General features: G+C 69.6%; 1 protein-coding gene. It reads left to right on the top strand.

Going from position 1 to position 920, the window contains the following annotated elements:
• Nucleotides 1-38: 38 nt before the first annotated feature.
• Nucleotides 39-920, top strand: an 882-nt coding sequence (locus tag B1964_RS13665) for a biotin/lipoyl-containing protein (RefSeq protein ID WP_290440700.1), incomplete at its 3' end; no start/stop codon positions are given.

The raw sequence follows: 920 nt of genomic DNA on the forward strand, positions 1-920 counted from the left end.
GCACAGACCCACCACGTCGAGTTCAGGAGTCAACAGCAATGGCCTTCTCCGTCCAGATGCCCGCCCTCGGTGAGAGTGTCACCGAGGGGACCGTCACCCGGTGGTTGAAGGAAGAGGGCGACACCGTCGAGGCCGACGAGCCCCTGCTGGAGGTGTCGACCGACAAGGTCGACACCGAGATCCCCGCCCCCACCTCCGGCGTCCTCACCAAGATCATCGCCCAGGAAGACGACGTCGTGGAGATCGGCGGCGAACTCGCCCTGATCGGTGATGCCGGGGAGAGCGCCGACGATTCCGGGGACTCCGGATCCGACGACTCGGCCGATTCCGACGACTCGGCGGGCGGCGACGAACCGACCGAAGCCGGTGCGGCCGAACAGGACACCGAGGCGCCCTCGACCGAGGCAGAGGCTCCGGCCGAGAAGCCCGCCGCCGCCACCGGTGACAGCGGGGCCTCCGGGACCGACGTGCTGATGCCTGAACTCGGCGAGTCGGTCACCGAGGGCACGGTGACCAACTGGCTCAAGGCCGTCGGCGACGAGGTCGCCGCGGACGAACCACTGCTCGAGGTCTCCACGGACAAGGTCGACACCGAGATCCCGTCCCCCGTCGCCGGAACCCTGCTCGAGATCCTCGCGCAGGAGGACGACGTCATCGAGGTCGGTGGCAAGCTCGCGGTGATCGGCGATGCCTCGGCCGCCGGCTCCAAGCCCGAGCCCGAACCGGAGCCGGAGCCGCAGCCCGAGCCCGCCAAGTCCGAGCCAGAACCCGCCAAGTCCGAGCCAGAACCCGCGAAATCCGAGGAGGCGCCCGCCACGAGTGAGCCGGAACCCGAACCGGTCAAGGTCGCCTCCGCCGCAGCCCCCGCCGACGATTCCACCGATCTGCAGTCCACCCCGTACGTGACCCCGTTGGTCCGA

Origin of the sequence: Gordonia sp. i37 (genome assembly GCF_002043085.1) — a bacterium.
Lineage (GTDB): Bacteria > Actinomycetota > Actinomycetes > Mycobacteriales > Mycobacteriaceae > Gordonia > Gordonia polyisoprenivorans.